This window comes from Kribbella sp. DT2, from assembly GCF_049844575.1.
In the GTDB taxonomy this organism is placed as follows: domain Bacteria; phylum Actinomycetota; class Actinomycetes; order Propionibacteriales; family Kribbellaceae; genus Kribbella.
Genome location: NZ_JBNCLH010000013.1, coordinates 114235 through 129447, shown reverse-complemented (window position 1 = coordinate 129447; position 15213 = coordinate 114235). Strand labels below are relative to the sequence as shown.

Here is a 15213-nt window from a genome sequence, read left to right as displayed (position 1 = left end):
CGAGGGTCCCTGGACTCACCGACTCTGCCGCGGGGCGAACTTGCGCCTGAGGGTTGGGGACATGACTCAGCAGAAGATCGTGTTGGTGACCGGGGCGACGAAGGGGATCGGGCGGGAGATCGCTCGGCAGTCCGGGGCGCTGGGGTGGACCGTGGTGGTAGGCGGGCGTGACCTCGGTCGGGCCGAGGCGGTGGTGAAGGAGCTTGCGGCGGACGGTGTCGAGGCGGCGGCGGTGCGGGTGGAGGCGACCGACGAGCGCTCGGCGCAGGAGGCCGCGGGGTGGATCGAGCGGACGTACGGGCGGCTCGACGTACTGGTGAACAACGCGGCGATCATCGCGGACGGGGACGCGGCGGTGAGTGCGGTGCCGGTCGAGACGTTGCGGGCGAGCTTCGAGACGAACGTGCTCGGGCTGGTGGCGACGACGCAGGCGATGCTGCCGCTGCTGCGGAAGGCCGGGGCGGCGCGGATCGTGAACCTGTCGACCGAGCTGTCGTCCCTCGAGCGCGTCGGCGACCCCGGGTCGCCGATGTCGACGGTGCTCACCACCGGCTACAACGCGTCGAAGGCGGCGGTCAACATGGTGACCGTCATGCTCGCCAACGAGCTGCGGGCGACCGGCATCCTGGTCAACGCCGCCGACCCCGGCAACTGCGCCACGGACATGGGCGGCTGGGACGCCCCGAGGACGCCCGCCGAGGGCGCGGCGGTCGCCGTACGGCTGGCAACGCTTCCCGCCGACGCCCACACCGGCGAGCTGCACGCCGAGGAGGGCCGCCTGCCCTGGTGACTCAGTCGAAGTCGAAGATCGAGTTCTTGTCGTAGAAGTGCAGCACGTACCGGCAGTTCTGGCAGACCAGCAGCGTCATCCGGTGGGACGTGAAGCCCCACCGGGAGTCGCTGCGCGCCTCCTCCTGCTGGAACTGCGGGCAGCTGCACAACGGGCAGGTCAGGGTCGGCGCTTGCGGCTGGTTCGTCATACGGGAGTAGACGCAGCCACTCGGCGTTCGGTGCCCACGACGGACGGAGTCTGTCGTAAGGGACGTCATCGGGTGACATAGGTTACCTCTGTGCCTCGTCTGCTGACCGATGTCCGACCGCTCAAGGAGTCGCCGGAGTTCCGGCGGTTGTGGATCGGGTCGACGGTCTCGCAGCTCGGGCAGCAGATGACCGCGGTGACGGTCTCGATCCAGGTCTACGCGCTGACCGGGTCGACGTTCGCGGTCGGCCTGGTGGGGTTGTCCGCGCTGGTGCCACTGATCGTCTTCGGCCTGTACGGCGGCGCGATGGCGGACGCGATCGACCGGCGCACGCTGGCCCTGGTGAGCTCGGCCGGGTTGTGGCTGCTCTCGATGGTGCTCGTCCTGCAGTCGGTGCTGGAGTGGGAGCAGGTCGGGGTCCTGTACGCCGTGGTCGCGGTGCAGTCGGCCTGTTTCGCGGTGAACAATCCGGCGCGGTCGGCGATCATTCCGCGGCTGATCCGCCCCGAGCTGCTGCCGGCGGCCAACACGCTGAGCCAGGCGGCGTTCAACCTCGGCTTCACGGCGGGCCCGTTGCTCGGGGCGACGGTGATCGCCTGGCACGGCTTCGGTGCGGCGTACCTGGTCGACGTGATCACGTTCACGGCCGCGCTCTACGCGCTGTTCCGGCTGCCGCCGGTGCCGCCGACCGGCGAGGTCCGCCGGGCCGGGATCCGCTCGGTGCTCGAAGGGTTCACCTTCCTCCGGGCGGCGCCCGCGCTGCTGGCGACGTTCCTGGCCGACATCCTCGCGATGGTGTTCGCGCAGCCGCGGGCGCTGTTCCCGGCGGTCGCGGGCTCGTTCTTCGCCGGCGGGGTGAAGACGGTCGGCCTGCTCCAGGCGGCCCCGGCGATCGGGGCGTTGCTGGGCGTGCTGTTCTCCGGCTGGGTCAGCCGGGTGCGGCGGCAGGGGATCGCGATCGTGGTCGCGATCACGGCGTACGCGGCGGCGGTCGGGCTGTTCGGGTTCGCCCGCACGATCTGGCTCGGGGTCGCGTTGCTGGCGATGTCGGGGATGGCCGACATGGTCAGCTCGGCGTACCGGAACACGGTCCTGCAGTCGGCGGCCCCGGACGCGATGCGCGGGCGCCTGCAAGGAGTGTTCATCGTGGTCGTCGCCGGCGGGCCCCGGCTCGGCGACTTCGTGGCCGGTACGACGGCCGACCTGACCACCCCGACGATCGCGCTCGCCGGCGGCGCCTGCGTGTGCATCGTCGGGCTGCTGATCCTGCTCGCCCGCAACCGCCCGTTCCGCGAGTACGACGCCGAGGTCCGCGCGCTGCGCTGAGCCTCAGCCGCGAAGCCGGTCAGCCCCCGGTGACGAGCTCCTTCAGCACCGTCGGCCAGGAGTCCATCTCCGGGTTGATCTGTTGCAGCTCCTTGCCGCCGACGGTGACCAGCTTGCGGTCGCCGAGCGGTTCCTTCAGCTTGATCGGGGTCAGCGAGATCTCGTCGTCGGGCGGGCACGGCTGGGCCCGGTCGATCACGGCGGTGACCTTGTCCTTGCCCTGGTCGACCTTCAGGTCCAGCGCGCAGTCGGCCGCGATCCCGATCAGCAGGTCGCCCTCGTCGTACTTCGGAGCGTTCTGGACCCACTTCAGGTACTTCGGCTTCTTGTCACCCATCAGCTGGTACGCCGCGACCGGCTGCTGCTTGTCCTCGAGGACCTCGCCGGAGCCGTCGCCGATGAACGTGCCGTAGATCATGGTGATGCACGGGTCGTCGCTGGTCCGCTTCTGGTTGCCGGCCTGCGCGGCGTCGGTCGCGCCCCAGACGACGGCCGCCTGGTAGCAGCCGTTCGCCTCGCGGTTGAGCGAGATGTTGAACCCGACCAGCGCGAGCGCGACCACGACGAGCAGCCCGGCCAGCATCCGGCGCGACTGGATCCGCTTCGGCGTCATCCGGCGGCCGGCCGGGTCGGCGTCCTCGGGGTGCTGCTTGAACAACCCGAGCACGGTCGTCGTCCACTGCGGGTTGATCAGCGTCGGTACGGCGTACAGCAGGACCAGGACGACCGCGATGGCGATGGCCGGGAGGAGTGACCAGTAATTTCGCACGGCAGCAAGATACGGCGCCATCGGTTCGCGCCCGAAAAGCGGGATACGCTTCGGCTGTGCCGGCAGAGACGTCCCAGACGCTCGATCGGGGGCTGACGGTCCTCGAGTTGCTGGCGGACGCCCCGGACGGGTTGTCGATCACCGAGCTGGCCGGGTCGCTGGGGGTCAGCCGGACGGTCGTCTACCGACTGGTCAACACGCTCGAGCTGCACCGGCTGGTACGGCGTGACAGCGAGGGCCGGGCCCGGCTCGGTCTCGCGGTGCTGCACTACAGCCGGCGGGTCCAGCCGACGCTGCGGGACGCGGCGCTGCCCGTCCTGCGGTCGCTCGCCGAGGACACCGGCGCGACGGCGCACCTGACCGTCGCCGACGGTGAGGAGGCGCTCGCGATCGCGGTGATCGAGCCGAGCTGGACCGACTTCCACGTGTCGTACCGGATGGGCTCGCGGCACGCGCTCGACCAGGGCGCGGCGGGCAAGGCGATCCTGGCGGGGCGGCGTAAGCCGGATCCTGCCGGACGGCCGTTCGTGATCACCGCGGGTGAGCTGCAGGCGGGCGCGCAGGGGGTGTCGAGCCCGGTGCTCGGTGTGCCGGGGGTCGAGGCGAGCATCGGTGTGGTGGTGCTCGGGAAGCTCGACCGGGACTTCGTCGGGCCGCGGGTGGCTCGGGCCGCGGTCGAGGTCGCCAAGCGCCTCGCTTAACCTTTCGAGGTCGCCGCGCGGAGAAGTGGCAGCACCCGATGGGGAATCTGCTCGGCCAAAGCGATCACCGTCGACGCGCGCTGGATGCCGTGCACGATGACGACCTGGTCGATCACCCGCTGCAGGTCCGCGTTCGACCGGGCGACGATGCGGCACCACAGGTCCTCGGCGCCGGTGATCGTGTGGACCTCCAGAACCTCCGGGATGGCGGCCAGCGCTGCGGCGACCGTCGTGTGCCCCGAGCCCTGCTCGATCTGGAGCGTGGCGAAGGCGGTGACGGGGTAGCCGATCGCGGCCGTGTCGACGTCCGGCCCCCAGCCGCGGACGACCCCGTCGCGCTGCAGCCGGTCGAGCCGGGCCTGGATCGTGCCGCGCGCGACCCCGAGCCGGCGCGACGCCTCCAGCACGCCGACGCGCGGCTCCGCGGCGAACAGGTCGAGGATCCGGGCGTCCAGCGCGTCGACCGACATGCCAAGCCTCCAAGCAGTGGTCAGGGTGACCGAATAGTCCAATAACGACCTGAGAATACTGCACAGACTGTCCAGCAAAAAGAAGAACTGTTGCGCAACCTGTCTGCCACCAGCGAGGCTCGCGGTCAAGCTAGCCACCGACCGGGAGGACCCGCGATGACCAGCACCGACCTCACCCCCGCCGAGCTCGACGCCGACCTGGACCTGGACCAGCTCAAGCAGCTCGTCGGCCTCGTCCCGTACGACGAGAGCAGCGACCCGTTCCCGGTGACCGCGATGGACGCCGTCGTCTTCGTGGTCGGCAACGCCACCCAGACCGCGAAGTACTACCAGCTCGCCTTCGGGATGGACCTGGTCGCGTACTCCGGCCCCGAGCACGGCACCAAGGACCACAAGGCCTTCGTGCTGAAGGCCGGGTCGGGCCGCTTCGTGATCACCGGCGGCGTCACGCCGGACAGCCCGCTCAACGACCACCACCGCAAGCACGGCGACGGCGTCTCCGACATCGCGCTCGAGGTGCCGGACGTGGACAAGTGCGTCAAGCACGCGCGCGAGCAGGGTGCGACCGTGCTCGAGGAGCCGCACGACGTCTCCGACGAGCACGGCACGGTCCGCCGCGCGGCGATCGCGGCGTACGGCGACACGCGGCACACGCTGATCGACCGCAGCCGGTACGACGGCCCGTACCTGCCCGGCTTCGTCGCGGCCGAGACCCAGGTGCGGCGGCCGGAGGGACACCCGAAGCGGCTGTTCCAGGCCATCGACCACGTGGTCGGCAACGTCGAGCTCGGCCGGATGGACGAGTGGGTGACGTTCTACAACAAGGTGATGGGCTTCGTGAACATGGCGGAGTTCGTCGGCGACGACATCGCCACCGACTACTCCGCGCTGATGTCCAAGGTGGTGGCCAACGGCAACCACCGGGTCAAGTTCCCGCTGAACGAGCCGGCGATCGCGAAGAAGAAGTCGCAGATCGACGAGTTCCTGGAGTTCTACGACGGCGCCGGCGCGCAGCACATCGCCCTGGCCACCAACGACATCCTGCGCACGGTCGACATCATGCGGGCGAACGGTGTCGAGTTCCTGGCCACGCCGGACTCGTACTACGAGGACCCGGAGCTGCGGGAGCGGATCGGGCACGTGCGGGTCCCGATCGACGAGCTGCAGTCGCGCAAGATCCTGGTCGACCGCGACGAGGACGGCTACCTGCTGCAGATCTTCATGAAGCCGCTCGGCGACCGGCCGACGGTGTTCTACGAGCTGATCGAGCGGCACGGCTCGCTCGGTTTCGGCAAGGGCAACTTCAAGGCGCTGTTCGAGGCGATCGAGCGCGAGCAGGAGCGCCGCGGCAACCTGTAAGGCAGCCGTCACCGACACGCTGGGTACCGCCCCTGACACCGGCAGTGAAATGTCCGATTACCGGATTGACTGTCAGGTCAGGGGCGGTTCGCGTACGCTGCCCAGTGGACGGGCGTCGGGGCGCACGTCCAGGAAGGGTTTCCGATGAAGACACTGGGCATTCTGCTCAGCACCGCGGGCCTGGCCGGAGCGGGCGCAATCGCTCTGGCCTCACCAGCTCAGGCCGTCGAAGAGGCCAACTGCCCGGGTGCCAGACCGATCTCGTCAGCGCAGATCTTTCGCGACAACAAACCGCCCGGCTGGGGCGACATCAAGCTGATGCGGGACAACTGCTCGCAGTACTGGGCCGAGGTCGTGATGGACGCGAAGCTGCCGCAGTACGCGATGACCAGCGCGTACCTGGTGCAGACCGGCGGGTCCAACAACGGCCGGACGCTGTCGTGCGACAGCGGCGGCGGTACCGGCGCGGTGGTCGCCGGGCAGCGCACCTGCCGGACTCCGAAGGTGAAGTCGCGGGACACCAGCACGACGTTCACGGCGATCGCCCGCGAGTTCCACAACTTCGGCGGCGGCTGGAGCCGGATCTCGGAGAACCGGACCGCGCGCACGCGCTGACACGACACAACCGCCCGGCGACAAGCTGCCCTGGTACCGAGTGCCTATTAGGCTCGAAGCCATGAGTGAGGTCGTCGAGCGGTTGCGTCAGGTCCTGCCTGCAGAGGCGTTGGTCGTCGATCCGGACCGGATGGAGAGTTACCGGTACGACCGGGCGATGTTCTGCCCGGCCGGGATACCGGCGGCTGTCGTCCTGGCCCGGGAGACCGCGCACGTCCAGGCCGCGGTGCGCGCCGCGGCCGAGTTCGGCGTGCCCGTGGTTCCGCAGGGCGCGCGGTCCGGGCTGTCCGGCGCGGCGAACGCGCTGGACGGCTGCATCGTCGTCTCGCTGGAGAAGATGGACCAGATCCTCCGGATCGAGCCCGTCGACCGGTACGTCGTGACGCAGCCCGGTGTGTTCAACGCCGTGCTGTCGCGGGCGGTCGCCGAGCAGGGGCTGTTCTACCCGCCGGACCCGTCCAGCTGGGAGTTCTGCTCGATCGGCGGCAACCTGTCGACCAACTCCGGCGGCCTGTGCTGCGTGAAGTACGGCGTGACCACGGACTACGTGCTCGCGCTCGAGGTCGTGCTCGCGAACGGCGAGATCCTGCGGACCGGCCGCCAGACGGTCAAGGGCGTGGCCGGGTACGACCTGACCAAGCTGATCGTGGGCAGCGAGGGAACGCTCGGCATCATCACCGAGGCGACCCTGTCGCTGCGGCCGCAGGCGGCCAAGCCGCGGACGATGGCGGCGCTGTTCGGCACCGGCGTCGCGGCCGGGGAGGCGATCGTCGAGATCATCCGGTCCGGCGTCTCGCTGAGCCTGCTGGAGATCATGGACCGCACGACGATCCGGGCGGTCAACGCCTACAAGCGGATGGACCTGCCGGAGGACGCCGCCGCGATGCTGATCGCGCAGTCCGACGCGGGCGGCGCCGCGGGCGCGGCCGACATCGCGACGGTGGCCAAGCTCTGCCGCGAGTACGGCGCGATCGAGTGCATCGAGGCCGACGACGAGGCCGAGGGCGAGCTGCTGCTGGAGGCCCGCCGGGCCGCGCTGCTCGCGCTCGACGAGCTCGGGACGACGATGATCGACGACGTCTGCGTGCCGCGGTCCCGGCTGGCCGACTTCATCGGTGCGACCGAGAAGGTCGCCGCCGACCTGGGCATCACTGTCGGCGTCCTGGGCCATGCCGGCGACGGCAACATGCACCCGACCGTGGTGTTCGACGCGACCGACCCCGAGCAGGCCCGGCGGGCCCAGGTCGCCTTCGACAAGATCATGGAGATCGGTCTGGAGCTCGGCGGAACGATCACCGGGGAGCACGGCGTCGGAGTGCTGAAGCGTGACTGGCTGGCGCAGGAGATCGGTCCGGTGGCGCTCTCGGTGCACCGCGCGATCAAGTCCGCGCTCGACCCGGAGAACTTGCTGAATCCGGGCAAGGTGGTCATGAGCTGAGAGTTGTTCCACCTTTTGTGATTCAACCGCAACGGAACTGCCGAGGCCACTGGACGATTGTGGCCACCGGTTGTGACGTCGGGGCCGCACTATGGAAGTTAGTTGTCCGAATCACCGGGACACGGGGGCAAGAGACTGTTCGTGAGGCACATCAGGAGGCGACGACCCATGCGAGCTAGGCAGATGCTGCCGGCAGCGCTGGCTGTGGTCGCCCTGACGCTCGCCGCGGGCTGTGCGAACGGCAGCGGCCTGCGGGTCGAGGGCGCTGAGCCCGCCCCCAGCACCCCGACCGCGCCGTCGGTCAAGGAGACCAAGGGGTTCGGCCCGCAGGAGACGCCGGACCCGCGCAAGACGCCGGCCGTCACGGTCAGCCTCGCCCAGGTCCGGCTGAAGCTGCTGGCGGACAAGAAGCTCGAGGTCTTCTTCCGCGACATCCTGAAGACCTGCGTCGTGGTCGAGCGGTGCATGACCCGCGGCAAGACACTGAACGTCACCGGCTCGAAGTACCCGCAGCTCGTGGTCTACATCCACGTCGGCGAGCCGAGCTTCAACTACGGCGCCGTGCTGATGGCCGCCGAGCCGACCGGCCCGCGCCGGATTTGGGGTTTGCAGGCCACCCAGACGAAGATCAGTGCCAGCCGTGGCGGCGACCTGGTCGTGGAGTCGGGAGTCTTCGACGCGGCCGACAAAGTTTGCTGCCCATCGGTAACCCGGATCCAGGTCTACCGTTGGAGAGGTCAGCAGATGATCTTGGTGAGCTCGCAGGACCAAAAGGGAGACTGAACTTCAGTGGTACCGGAAGAACCGGCAGCGCGCATCCTGATGGTCGAGGACGACGCGGTGATCCGTGAGGCGACCCAGTTGACCCTCGAGCGGCACGGCTACGACGTCACCACGGCCGAGGACGGCCTGGAGGCGATCGAGAGCTTCGAGAAGATCCACCCCGACGCCGTGATGCTGGACATCATGCTGCCCGGTCTGGACGGCATCTCCGTGTGCCGCCGGATCCGGGAGACCAGCCTGGTCCCGATCGTGATGGTGTCGGCCCGCGGGGACGCGCTGGACGTCGTACTGGGCCTGGAGGCCGGGGCCGACGACTACGTGACCAAGCCGTTCGACACGCAGGTCCTGGTGGCCCGGCTGCGCGCGGTGATGCGGCGCGCGGTGTCGGACCCGGAGCGGCCGAGCCCGGCGAGCGGCGCCGGCATCGAGTCGTTCGGTGACCTGGAGCTGGACCGCGAGGCTCTGGAGGTACGCCGGGGCGGCAGCACCGTCCAGCTGACGCCGACCGAGCTCAAGCTGCTGATCGAGTTCGCTAACAACCCGGGCGTGGTGCTCAGCCGCAGCACGCTGCTGCAGCGGGTCTGGGACTACGAGTGGGGCGGCGACGGCCGGCTGGTCGACGTCCACCTGCAGCGGCTGCGCACCAAGATCGGCGCCGACCGCATCGAGACCGTCCGCGGGTTCGGGTACAAGCTTCGCGCGTAACATCCTCCGCACCTGACCTGAAGGACGGAGGACACCCGTGGGGCTGCGGAGCAAGCTCGGCCTGATCTTCCTGCTGGTCTCCTCGCTGGCGATCCTCGTGCTCTGCGTCGCGGTCTACACGCAGGCCGAGTCGTCGCGGCTGGACCGGACCCGGGGGCTGGCCGACGAGCGGATCAAGGCGGCCGCGGACACCTACAACCTCAACGAGGTCGAGGTGCTCGGCTCCCAGCTGGACGATCCCGCCGTCCCCGACCAGCTGCTCGAAGCGGTGCGTCAGGGCAAGCGGGCGACGTTCAAGACCGGTTCGCCGAACCCGAAGATGTGGGCCGCGGTCAACGTCAAGGGCGGCAAGGTCCTGTCGATCGAGCAGGACTACGACAACGAGGACGCCTCGATGCGCGCGCTCCGGCGCGCGCTGATCATCGGCGGCATCGGCACGGTCGCGATGGTCGCGCTGGTCAGCGTCGTCGCGGCCGGTAGCCTGTCGCGACGGATCGTCGCCGTGGCCGGTACGGCGCGCAGGATCGCCGGCGGTGAGCTGGACGCCTCGGCGGTCGAGACGATCAGCAAACGCGACGGCAAGGTCACCAGCCGGAACAAGGACGAGGTGCACGCGCTCGCCACGGCGATCGACTCGATGGCCAGCTCCCTGCGCGGACAGCTGGAGGCGGAGCGGCGGTTCACCGCGGACGTCGCGCACGACCTTCGGACGCCGGTCACCGGCCTGCTCACGGCGGCCGAGCTGCTGCCGCCGAGCCGACCGAGCGAACTGGTCCGCGACCGGGCCAAGGTGCTGCGCGGCCTGGTCGAGGACCTACTGGAGATCGCGCGGTTCGACTCCGGGGTCGAGCAGGCCGACCTGGAGCACATCGGCCTCGGCGCGTTCGTCGCGTCGGCGGTCGGCCGGTTGCGGATGCAGCAGGCGATCGCGCCGGACAGCGTCGTCGTACGGCAGACCGGGCCGGACGCGACGGTGTCGACCGACTCGCGCCGGGTCGAGCGGATCCTGGCCAACCTGATCGTCAACGGCCTGCGGCACGGCCGGCCGCCGATCGAGGTGACCGTGCAGGGCCGGACCGTCGAGGTCGTCGACCACGGCACCGGGTACCCGGAGGAACTGATTGCCGAGGGCCCCCGACGCTTCCGGTCCGGGATGGCCGAGCGCGGCGCCGGGCACGGACTGGGCCTGACGATCGCGGCCGGGCACGCCAAGGTGCTCGGGGCCGAGCTGACCTTCGGGGCCGCTCCGACCGGTGGCGCGTTGGCGCGGCTGGTGCTGCCGCCGACACCTGAGACGGATTCTTAACACAACTTCTGGTCGCGGGGCAGCGTCTCCTCTCACGTCGGGTTCACCAGAATCCGTTCATTACGAGGGGAAATCAGAACATCATGCGCGTTCGTTCACAGCTCGTCCGTCGTTCCGTCGCCGTGATCGCGGGCCTCACCGTCGCCGGTGGAGCCGTTGCCCTCGGCACCGTTCAGGCCAACGCCGCCACGACCGCCGGCCACAGCGCCCAGGTCTCGTCCAGCGTCGCCGCCGCGCCGACGATCAGCATCAAGTCCGACAAGACCACCGCGAAGGCCTGGGCGAAGGTCGCCTTCACCGGCAAGACCACCGGCATCGCGGCGAACACGGCGGTCCAGGTGCAGCGGCTGGAGAACGGCAAGTGGGTCAACTTCCCGGCCACCACCAAGGTGACCTCGAAGGCCACCTACTCGGTCTGGGTACAGAGCGGCCGCGTCGGCGTGAACAAGTTCCGCGTCGTCACCGCCAAGGCCGCCAGCGCCGCGGTGAGCGTCAACGTCACCAAGTGAGCCGTAGCTGAGTCATGCACAGCGGCGCCACTCCCCGGGGGACGGGAGTGGCGCCGCTGTGGTCGTGCTAGCGGGTGCCGTACACGTTCAGCTCGGCGGCCGAGCCGAACACCGCGCCGTTCAGCGAGCTGGTGCCGACGAACTTCACGTAGCGGCCGGTCACCGCGGGGAACTCGAGCCGCTGGACCGCCGTCGAGTTGGGGAACTCACCGGTCTTCACCGGTGAGCCCCAGTTCTGCCCGTCGGTGCTGACGTACAGCTCGTAGCCCTTGAACATCCCGTTGGTACCGGTCTGCCGGGGCAGGTAGCCGAACCCGTTCACCGCGTACGACGACCCGAGGTCGAGCGTGAGGTGGTGCGGGTACGTCGCCGGGGTCGGGACCTCCGACCACGCGGTGTGCCACAGCGTGCTCGGGTTGCCGTCGAGCGCGGCGCTCGCCGGGCCGTCGGTCCCGGGGTCCTCGCTGGAGACCTCGGTGATCTTGATCCGGGACTGCGGGACGACGCCCGGCGGCAGCAGGGTCGCTTCCGCCGCGGTGGTCGCGCGGCCGCCGGTCGCGGTCAGCGGGTACTTGCCTTCCGGCGTACCGGCGGGTGGGGTGACCGCGAAGACCGTGGTGACACTGGTGCCTGCGGCAACCGATGCGTGGGTCGCCGGGGTCGTTGCCTCGACTGTCCACCCTGCCGGGGCCGTGACGCCCAGGGTGATGTTCGACGCCGCGACCGTGTCGTTGTTGGTGAAGGTCGCGGTGACGTTGTTGGCTTCGCCGGAGACGAGGCCGTTGACGCCGGTCAGCGCCAGCGAGGTGCAATCGGCGGCTTCGGACGACTTGCCGAGATCGGTGACGGCGAAGTTGTCCATCACGAAGTCCGCCTGGTCGCCGCCGGCCGACAGCTTGCGCAGACCGACCCAGTAGTCGCCGCCACAGCCGGCCACGAACTCCTGGTCGAACGTCGCCTTGGTCCGCTGTGCGCCGATCGGAGTGGCCTTCACCTCAATCGAAACTGGTACCTCGACGGTGGCCGGCCGGTCGACGCCCTGCACCCAGGCGTAGTGCCCGGCCTGGCCGTTCTCGTAGTCGAAGCTCACCTTGTACTTGTGGCCCGGCGTGAACGGCACCGTCGCCGGCGTCGTCCGGTAGACCACGCCCTCGTTCTCCTCGTGCGACTTGAGCGACCAGTCACCGTCCAGCACGTCGTCGACGAGCTTGCCGTTCCAGCCGGCCTGCGTGTACGGCGCGTGCTTGCGGGCCAGGCTTGTGCGCGGGTCCGTCGTACCGCCGGAGTCGCCCTTCACGAACGGGCCCCAGCCCTGGTCGACGTTCTCGAAGTCGTCCACCAGCCCGGCCGCCGGCCGTTGGGTCTCCACGACCCGGACGTCGTCGAGCCGGACGCGTGCCGATCCGGCCGCCGCGGCGACGGTCAGGTCGGTGCTGTTGCCCTTGGCATCGAAGACGACGCGGGCCCGCTGGTAGTAGGCGCCGCTCTTGTCGTCCGAAGCGACCTGGTTCTTCGCGGTCGAACGGGTGATGGTGTTGCTGACCCCGCCCGCGCTGATCGTCGTACGACGTGACTTGCCGGGTTCGACCTCGATCCAGGCCGAGGCGCTGTAGGTCTTGCCGCGGGTCAGGCCGGTGATGCGCTGCTTGACCGCGGTCGGCTCCGGGCCGAGGACGGCGACGTGCTGGCCGTTGCTGAGCGCATCGATCTTGGCGTAGCCGGTCGGGCTCCACGCCTTCAGGTCGCCGGCGTTGAAGCCGGGGTCCTTGAGGTGGGTGCCTTCACCCCAGTTGGCTGCCGCCTGCGACGGCGCCTTGTCGGGGTACAGGACGTACGGCTGGCCGGCGACGGCATCGAGGGTCACGACGCCCTTGCGGACCGGGGCCGTGGTGACCTTCACGCGACCGGTGTCGGTCAGCTTGTAAACGGTGAACTTGGTCGCCTTGGCCAGCTGGGCCGGGACGCGCCAGGCGGTCAGACCGCCCTCGGGATTGTAGTGGTAGAGCTTTTTGCTGCCGTCCCAGGGGAGCAGGTACTTGTCGCCGTCGAGGACCTTGGCGTCACCGGCGTACACGGTCCGCTTGCCGTTCTCGACCGCGCCGCGGACACCACCGGTGAACCGGATGTCACCAGCGTTCCAGTCGGTGATCTTCTGCTGCTGCAGGAACTTGGCCGGCAGGTTCTTCTGCCAGACGTTGGCGTAGAACTTGTTCCAGTCGGTCTCACCGGTCCAGCCCTCGAACTCGACCAGCGAGCTCTGGCCCAGGATCGGGTCGGCGTTCCAGACGTCCTTTTCGTGGTTGCGGACGAACCGGATGATCTGGCTGTTCAGGCCCTTGTTGGTGGCATCGCCGTAGTCCAGGTCGTTGGCCCAGTGCGACCACAGCGAGGTGCGCTCGTGCCGGTCGGCCCACTCGGTCGCGATCTGCCAGCCCTGGTCGGCGAGCTGCCGGGTCAGGCCGTCGGCCAGCCAGCCGGACTGGTAGTAGACGTCGATGTAGAGCTGCTGCAAATTCTGGTCGGTCTCGTCGCGGAGCTGCTGGAACCGCTTCACGATGTCGCCGGTGGCCAGGTCCGGCCGCTGCTTGATGTAGTAGCTCTGGTTGAGCCAGTTCCAGCCCTTGCTCGACTTGTCGACCAGGTCCTCGCTGAACGCGTTGGCCTCCGGGTAGGACTCGGTCGCGTTGACGTGGACGCCGAACGCGGCGTTCCAGCCCTTGCCCTTCTTGAGCAGCGTGTTGAGGTCGGTCAGACCGCCGGCGCGGAGGTTGTAGTTGCCGCCGTAGTCCGGGTGCGCCGAGTCGTGGCCCTCCGAGCCGTAGCCCTTGAGCAGCGCGAGCTGCCCGAGGCCGTCGGTGGCCAGCGAGATCCGCTTCACGTCGTCGAGCGTGCGCAGGAACGGGTGCGTGGCCTGGCTGGCGAAGTTGAACGGGATGTGCGTGATCACCCGGTCCTTGACCTGCTCGCCGCCCTTCGGCTCGGTCATGATCGCGCGGAACGCGAGCGCGCCGTCCTGCCAGTCGACGGTCTTGTCCTTGTTGGCGTCCGGGGTGACGACGATCTTTGCCCAGGGCAAGGGCTCCGTGTACGGCGAGGTGTCGGCGCGGTAGGTCCACTGCCCGCTCCACACGCCGACGCGCGTGCTGCCGTCGGCGGCCTTGCGGGCGCGGTGCCAGAACCGGGCGCCGTCGTCGACGGACTGACCGGCCGGCTTGTCGTACGTCGAGTTGGACTCGATCCCGGCGGCCAGCCCGCTGGTGCTGACGAACGCGTACGCCGCGCCGGTCGGCGCGGCCTCCGCCGGGGTGGTGGCGGTGACCGGCGTGATCTTGTCGGCGGTGCGGGTGGAGTCGGGGTCGAGCGTGGTGAACGCGGTGGTCGCTTTCGCTTCGGTGCTCGAGACCGAGACGAGGTCGTGGTCGGGGATGTCGATCGTGCCGACGCGACTGGCCTCGGTGTCGCGGACGGCGTCGATCGCGAACGTGGTGACGCGGCCGGTGAGCGCGAGGCTCGCGTCCAGCTCGACGCCTGGGAGGGCGTCGAAGGCGAGGTGGTAGACGGCCTTGGTGCCCTCGACGGTGGGCGCGCTCTCGAGGTGCGCGGTCCGGGCGGTGCCGTTGATCGTGACGGTCGAGATCGCGTCCGGCTGACCGCCGAGGATCCGGCCGGAGGCGTTGTCGGCGTACTGGACGACGCGGGGGAAGTCGGCGGCGACGGTGACGGTCAGCTCGGGGGAGCTCAGCGTCAGGAGGCCGGGCGGGGTGGGGGCCGCGGCTCCGGTCGACGGCGCCGCGAGCAGGGCGGCGGTCAGCGCGAGAGCGGCGGTGGCGGCCGCTGGGCGGATGGGAATCACGAGAGCACTCCTCGGACGACGGGCGGGTCGTCTCGGATTCTCTGCGCAAGACCGAGCAAGAGTCAATAGAAACGAACAGCTATGAACAAACTGGTCGCACAACCCAACCAGTGAAAAAGCGCCTTTCGGTGGTGGTGAGGTGTTGAAATCTGGCGACAGGCGGTGTTTGACTGGCGACCCGCCGTAGCAGAGGCGGTTCCCGAGCGAGAGGCAGAAGCTATGACCCCGACCGCGTTCGATCTCGATCTCGACGTCATCCCCGTGTCCGACCCGACCCGTGACAAGGAGCTGGTCGGTCCCGGTGATGCCAAGCAGGTTGACGAGAAGTGCAGCCTGACTCCGGGCACGGTGAACACTTACCCGGTGGGCATCGCCGCCTGTCTGACCTGCTGCTGACGG

Annotated in this window: 15 protein-coding genes; 11 read left to right on the top strand and 4 right to left on the bottom strand. The window is 69.4% G+C overall.

Annotated features, from left to right (window positions below; all coding sequences use genetic code 11):
• Window positions 1-61: 61 nt before the first annotated feature.
• Window positions 62-790 (top strand): SDR family NAD(P)-dependent oxidoreductase, encoded by a 729-nt coding sequence (locus ACLQ2O_RS38675; RefSeq protein ID WP_425842451.1) that lies wholly within the window; start codon window positions 62-64, stop codon window positions 788-790.
• Window position 791: 1 nt separating this feature from the next.
• Here ACLQ2O_RS38675 and ACLQ2O_RS38670 read toward each other — a convergent pair whose 3' ends face one another.
• Window positions 792-980, bottom strand: a complete 189-nt coding sequence (locus tag ACLQ2O_RS38670) for a hypothetical protein (protein ID WP_425842450.1) — start codon at window positions 978-980, stop codon at window positions 792-794.
• Between the two features lie 90 nt (window positions 981-1070).
• Between ACLQ2O_RS38670 and ACLQ2O_RS38665 the strand changes: the two genes are divergently transcribed.
• Window positions 1071-2306, top strand: coding sequence for an MFS transporter (locus ACLQ2O_RS38665; protein ID WP_425842449.1), 1236 nt, complete (start codon window positions 1071-1073; stop codon window positions 2304-2306).
• 19 nt (window positions 2307-2325) lie between these two features.
• Here the strand turns inward: ACLQ2O_RS38665 and ACLQ2O_RS38660 are convergent, their stop codons facing one another.
• A complete protein-coding gene (locus tag ACLQ2O_RS38660; protein WP_425842448.1) occupies window positions 2326-3075 on the bottom strand; it encodes a hypothetical protein in 750 nt (249 codons plus the stop codon).
• 56 nt (window positions 3076-3131) lie between these two features.
• Between ACLQ2O_RS38660 and ACLQ2O_RS38655 the strand changes: the two genes are divergently transcribed.
• A complete protein-coding gene (locus ACLQ2O_RS38655) occupies window positions 3132-3776 on the top strand; it encodes an IclR family transcriptional regulator (protein WP_425842447.1) in 645 nt (214 codons plus the stop codon).
• Here ACLQ2O_RS38655 and ACLQ2O_RS38650 read toward each other — a convergent pair.
• Window positions 3773-4246 (bottom strand): Lrp/AsnC family transcriptional regulator, encoded by a 474-nt coding sequence (locus ACLQ2O_RS38650; RefSeq protein WP_425842446.1) that lies wholly within the window; start codon window positions 4244-4246, stop codon window positions 3773-3775. The genes ACLQ2O_RS38655 and ACLQ2O_RS38650 overlap by 4 nt on opposite strands.
• Window positions 4247-4402: 156 nt before the next feature.
• On the opposite strand from ACLQ2O_RS38650, the gene hppD reads away from it, so the two are divergent.
• The 7 genes from hppD to ACLQ2O_RS38615 all read left to right on the top strand — a co-directional run bounded on the left by hppD (window position 4403) and on the right by ACLQ2O_RS38615 (window position 10961).
• The gene (gene hppD, locus ACLQ2O_RS38645) at window positions 4403-5605 is read left to right on the top strand and encodes a 4-hydroxyphenylpyruvate dioxygenase (protein ID WP_425842445.1); all 1203 of its coding nucleotides are present in this window, start codon (window positions 4403-4405) and stop codon (window positions 5603-5605) included.
• A 144-nt stretch (window positions 5606-5749) separates the two neighbouring features.
• Window positions 5750-6220, top strand: coding sequence for a hypothetical protein (locus ACLQ2O_RS38640; protein ID WP_425842444.1), 471 nt, complete (start codon window positions 5750-5752; stop codon window positions 6218-6220).
• 61 nt (window positions 6221-6281) lie between these two features.
• Window positions 6282-7658 carry an FAD-binding oxidoreductase gene (locus ACLQ2O_RS38635; RefSeq protein ID WP_425842443.1) on the top strand — a complete coding sequence of 459 codons (1377 nt, stop codon included), beginning with the start codon at window positions 6282-6284 and terminating at the stop codon, window positions 7656-7658.
• A 168-nt stretch (window positions 7659-7826) separates the two neighbouring features.
• Window positions 7827-8441 (top strand): hypothetical protein, encoded by a 615-nt coding sequence (locus tag ACLQ2O_RS38630; protein WP_425842442.1) that lies wholly within the window; start codon window positions 7827-7829, stop codon window positions 8439-8441.
• A 6-nt stretch (window positions 8442-8447) separates the two neighbouring features.
• Window positions 8448-9146, top strand: coding sequence for a two-component system response regulator CseB (gene cseB / locus ACLQ2O_RS38625; RefSeq protein ID WP_425842441.1), 699 nt, complete (start codon window positions 8448-8450; stop codon window positions 9144-9146).
• Between the two features lie 37 nt (window positions 9147-9183).
• Window positions 9184-10452 (top strand): ATP-binding protein, encoded by a 1269-nt coding sequence (locus ACLQ2O_RS38620; RefSeq protein WP_425842440.1) that lies wholly within the window; start codon window positions 9184-9186, stop codon window positions 10450-10452.
• Between the two features lie 83 nt (window positions 10453-10535).
• Window positions 10536-10961 (top strand): hypothetical protein, encoded by a 426-nt coding sequence (locus tag ACLQ2O_RS38615; protein WP_425842439.1) that lies wholly within the window; start codon window positions 10536-10538, stop codon window positions 10959-10961.
• 67 nt (window positions 10962-11028) lie between these two features.
• On the opposite strand, the gene ACLQ2O_RS38610 is transcribed toward ACLQ2O_RS38615, so the two are convergent.
• The gene (locus ACLQ2O_RS38610) at window positions 11029-14814 is read right to left on the bottom strand and encodes an endo-alpha-N-acetylgalactosaminidase family protein (RefSeq protein ID WP_425842438.1); all 3786 of its coding nucleotides are present in this window, start codon (window positions 14812-14814) and stop codon (window positions 11029-11031) included.
• A gap of 219 nt (window positions 14815-15033) precedes the next feature.
• Here ACLQ2O_RS38610 and ACLQ2O_RS38605 point away from each other — a divergent pair, with 219 nt between their 5' ends.
• The gene (locus ACLQ2O_RS38605) at window positions 15034-15210 is read left to right on the top strand and encodes a hypothetical protein (protein ID WP_425842437.1); all 177 of its coding nucleotides are present in this window, start codon (window positions 15034-15036) and stop codon (window positions 15208-15210) included.
• Window positions 15211-15213: the final 3 nt, after the last annotated feature.

Bases quoted from the DNA above. Each gene is read 5' to 3' on its own strand.
- ACLQ2O_RS38675 (WP_425842451.1), top strand. From the start codon at position 62: ATGACTCAGCAGAAGATCGTGTTGGTGACCGGGGCGACGAAGGGGATC.
- ACLQ2O_RS38670 (WP_425842450.1), bottom strand. From the start codon at position 980: ATGACGAACCAGCCGCAAGCGCCGACCCTGACCTGCCCGTTGTGCAGC.
- ACLQ2O_RS38650 (WP_425842446.1), bottom strand. From the start codon at position 4,246: ATGTCGGTCGACGCGCTGGACGCCCGGATCCTCGACCTGTTCGCCGCG.
- hppD (WP_425842445.1), top strand. From the start codon at position 4,403: ATGACCAGCACCGACCTCACCCCCGCCGAGCTCGACGCCGACCTGGAC.
- ACLQ2O_RS38640 (WP_425842444.1), top strand. From the start codon at position 5,750: ATGAAGACACTGGGCATTCTGCTCAGCACCGCGGGCCTGGCCGGAGCG.
- ACLQ2O_RS38635 (WP_425842443.1), top strand. From the start codon at position 6,282: ATGAGTGAGGTCGTCGAGCGGTTGCGTCAGGTCCTGCCTGCAGAGGCG.
- ACLQ2O_RS38630 (WP_425842442.1), top strand. From the start codon at position 7,827: ATGCGAGCTAGGCAGATGCTGCCGGCAGCGCTGGCTGTGGTCGCCCTG.
- ACLQ2O_RS38615 (WP_425842439.1), top strand. From the start codon at position 10,536: ATGCGCGTTCGTTCACAGCTCGTCCGTCGTTCCGTCGCCGTGATCGCG.
- ACLQ2O_RS38605 (WP_425842437.1), top strand. From the start codon at position 15,034: ATGACCCCGACCGCGTTCGATCTCGATCTCGACGTCATCCCCGTGTCC.